The following is a 3,111-nucleotide window of genomic DNA, read 5'->3' on the forward strand; positions in this document are numbered from 1 at the left end:
TTTTTATGGTTGGTATTTTGCGTAACAAAAAAACCGGGCGCACTGATGAGCCGGTATTCAAAACCAAAATTCCAGTTAGGTCTGGGGTTTTGGGTATGAAATGCTTTTATCATTTGCTCCTTACCCGATGCTAATTGATAACCAAGCTGCGTTAAAGGTTTGGTGGTTTTATAAAATTTTGTTTCTTCTAATTTATAACGGTACACATCAAATGCATGAAAGCCTGCATCCCAACCGGGTTTAAGGTTGGGCTGATAAACTAATGAGTAGGCCGCAGCGCCATGGTTACCTAAATACTGGTAGGTGGAAGGAACAGAAAAATATTTATCGAAATCATTGATAGAAGAATCTAAGCGGTTAACCCTTACAGAATCTAAAAATTTATAAGAGATGGTGATAGAATCTTTTTTATCATCACGATGCTCAAAACCCAGTGCATTATCTTTATCCGATTTACTGGTATCAGATTTATTCTGCCCGGTTTTACCACCCACTTTAGGCAAATTTACTTTGGGCAGTTGTGCCACAGCAGCCTGCATAATAAAAACCGATATTAAAAGAATAACAAAATACTTCATCAGTTTTTACTTACAGTTGTGCAATCATTTCTTTAAAAATATGTGTCAGCTTTGGTTCGGCATCTTTTGCAGCCTGCAATACTTCTGCATGAGTAATGGTATTTTCTTCTTCCCTTATGCCAATATCTGTAATTACACTCATGGCAAAAACGGGTAAGCCCATGTGTACGGCTGCAATAACTTCCTGTACGGTGCTCATGCCCACTGCATCGCCACCAACCTGGCAAAGTAATTTATATTCTGCTCTTGTTTCAAAAGTAGGGCCGGTTACACCGCAATACACCCCTTCTTTTAATTCAATATTTTTTGCGGCAGCAATAACTTTTGCTTTTTCAATAAGATCTTTTTTATACGGTTCACTCATATCAGGAAAGCGTGGCCCAAATTCATCTACATTTTTTCCTATTAAAGGATTGTGTGTAAAAAAACTAATGTGGTCTTTAATAATCATTAAATCGCCTACTTTAAAACTTTGGTTGGTACCACCTGCTGCATTGCTTACTAATAAAGTTTGTATGCCCAAAAATTTCATTACCCGTATAGGAAAAACAACTGCTGCAGTATCGTAGCCTTCGTAATAATGAAAGCGGCCCGCCATAGCTACCACATTTTTGCCAGCCAGTTTGCCAAATATTAATTTGCCGCTGTGCCCTTCTACAGTGCTTACCGGAAAATGCGGAATATGATCGTAAGGAATTTCTTTTTCTACTTCCATTTCGTTGATAAAACTTCCCAAACCGCTGCCGAGTACAATGCCCACCACAGGTTCGGCATTAAATTGCGACCGTATAAAAGCCGTTGCGTCATTAATTTTTTGTATCATAAAGTATAATTAGTTTTTTTGTGCGCCAAAGGTAAGGAAAGGTACTGTTAAAGGAATGTTTAGGAGTTTAGGGATTAGAGGTTTAGGCGTTTAGAGGTTTAGGGTTTAGAGGTTTAGAGGTTTAGGGTTTAGAAGCGGAATTATGAATGATGAAAAGAATTTTTAATTTTAGAAGATGCCCATACGCTGCGGTGAAAGCTGCCCAATGGTATGTCTTTGAACCGAGCGTGGCAACGATGATGCCCAATGACAAAATGTTCGTAACAAAAAATCACCGTGGCCTTGGCTAATGGTGATGAATGGCGAAGTGGTAGCTTTTATTTTCGTAATTTATATGCGACCCGTCAACTATTAATTTGTAACTTTTATCTATTAACTTTTTAATTATCTTCGCCAAAACTTTTTTATTTATGAATCTTCACGAATACCAGGCCAAAGAATTACTAAAAAAATACAATGTTCCGGTGCAGGAAGGCATTGCCTGCAACACCGCCAACGAAGCGGAAGAAGCATACCGCCAAATACATACCCAGTACGGCAGCAAGTTTGCCGTGGTAAAGGCTCAAATACATGCCGGGGGACGGGGCAAAGGAAAAATAGCCGGTACCGAACAGCGTGGTGTGGCCGTGGGTAAAAATGCAGAAGATGTAAGACAGATTGCTCAAAATATTTTAGGCGGCACTTTGGTTACCATACAAACCGGCGAAGCTGGTAAAGTGGTAAATAAAGTTTTAGTGGCACAAGATGTTTATTATGATGGTGCCAACCCGGTTAAAGAATTTTATTTGTCTATTTTGTTAGACAGGGCTAAAGGCCAAAACGTAATTATGTACAGTACCGAAGGCGGTATGAACATTGAAGACGTAGCGCATGACAGCCCCGAAAAAATATTTAAAGAATGGGTACACCCCGGCGGTGGATTGCTGGGTTTTCAGGCAAGAAAAATTGCTTTTAATTTAGGCCTTAGTGGCGAAGCGTTTAAAAACTGCGTAAAGTTTGTCACCAATTTATACAATGCTTATGTAGGATTAGATTGCGCCATGCTGGAAATAAATCCGCTTTTTAAAACCAGCGACGAAAAAATTATTGCGGTAGATTGTAAAATGAATGTGGATGATAATGCTTTAATGCGCCATGCAGATGTTACTGCATTACGTGATGTAAGCGAAGAAGACCCTACCGAAGTGGAAGCCGGAAAATTTAATTTAAACTTTGTAAAATTAGACGGTAACGTGGGTTGCATGGTTAACGGCGCCGGCCTTGCCATGGCTACTATGGATATGATTAAATTAAGCGGCGGCGAACCTGCTAACTTTTTAGATGTAGGTGGTACGGCCAATGCACAAACAGTAGAAGCCGGTTTTAGAATTATTTTAAAAGACCCGAAAGTAAAAGCTATTTTAATAAATATTTTTGGCGGCATTGTTCGCTGCGACCGTGTAGCGCAAGGCGTTATTGATGCCTACCAAAGTATTGGCAACATCAGCATCCCCATCATTGTTCGCTTACAGGGCACCAATGCCGACGTAGCAAAAAAATTAATTGACGAGAGCGGATTAAAAGTGCAAAGCGCTATTTTATTGAGTGAGGCTGCAAGGTTGGTGAATAAGGCAGTGGCGTAATTTTTATTTTGTCATTTCGAAGAACGGGAAATTTATTCTAAAATATTTTAAAAAACATCCGCCGTTTGGCGGATGTTTTTTTGTTGGC

At 39.6% G+C, this 3,111-nt stretch carries 3 protein-coding genes; 1 reads left to right on the top strand and 2 read right to left on the bottom strand.

Annotation, left to right across the window (positions count from 1 at the left end):
• Positions 1 to 578: putative porin (locus ACY65O_RS20525; RefSeq protein ID WP_462222727.1), on the bottom strand; the 578-nt coding region annotated here is incomplete at its 3' end.
• 10 nt (positions 579 to 588) lie between these two features.
• The gene (locus tag ACY65O_RS20530) at positions 589 to 1,401 is read right to left on the bottom strand and encodes a purine-nucleoside phosphorylase (RefSeq protein ID WP_462222728.1); all 813 of its coding nucleotides are present in this window, start codon (positions 1,399 to 1,401) and stop codon (positions 589 to 591) included.
• Positions 1,402 to 1,811: 410 nt separating this feature from the next.
• Between ACY65O_RS20530 and sucC the strand changes: the two genes are divergently transcribed.
• Complete coding sequence (gene sucC / locus ACY65O_RS20535) at positions 1,812 to 3,023, top strand: ADP-forming succinate--CoA ligase subunit beta (protein ID WP_462222729.1); 1,212 nt, start codon at positions 1,812 to 1,814, stop codon at positions 3,021 to 3,023.
• Positions 3,024 to 3,111: the final 88 nt, after the last annotated feature.

This window comes from Ferruginibacter sp., assembly GCF_031430955.1.
Classification (GTDB): Bacteria; Bacteroidota; Bacteroidia; order Chitinophagales; family Chitinophagaceae; genus Ferruginibacter.

What these genes read in the sequence shown, in the direction of transcription:
- ACY65O_RS20530 (WP_462222728.1), bottom strand. Translation starts at nt 1,401, where the DNA reads ATGATACAAAAAATTAATGACGCAACGGCTTTTATACGGTCGCAATTT.
- sucC (WP_462222729.1), top strand. Translation starts at nt 1,812, where the DNA reads ATGAATCTTCACGAATACCAGGCCAAAGAATTACTAAAAAAATACAAT.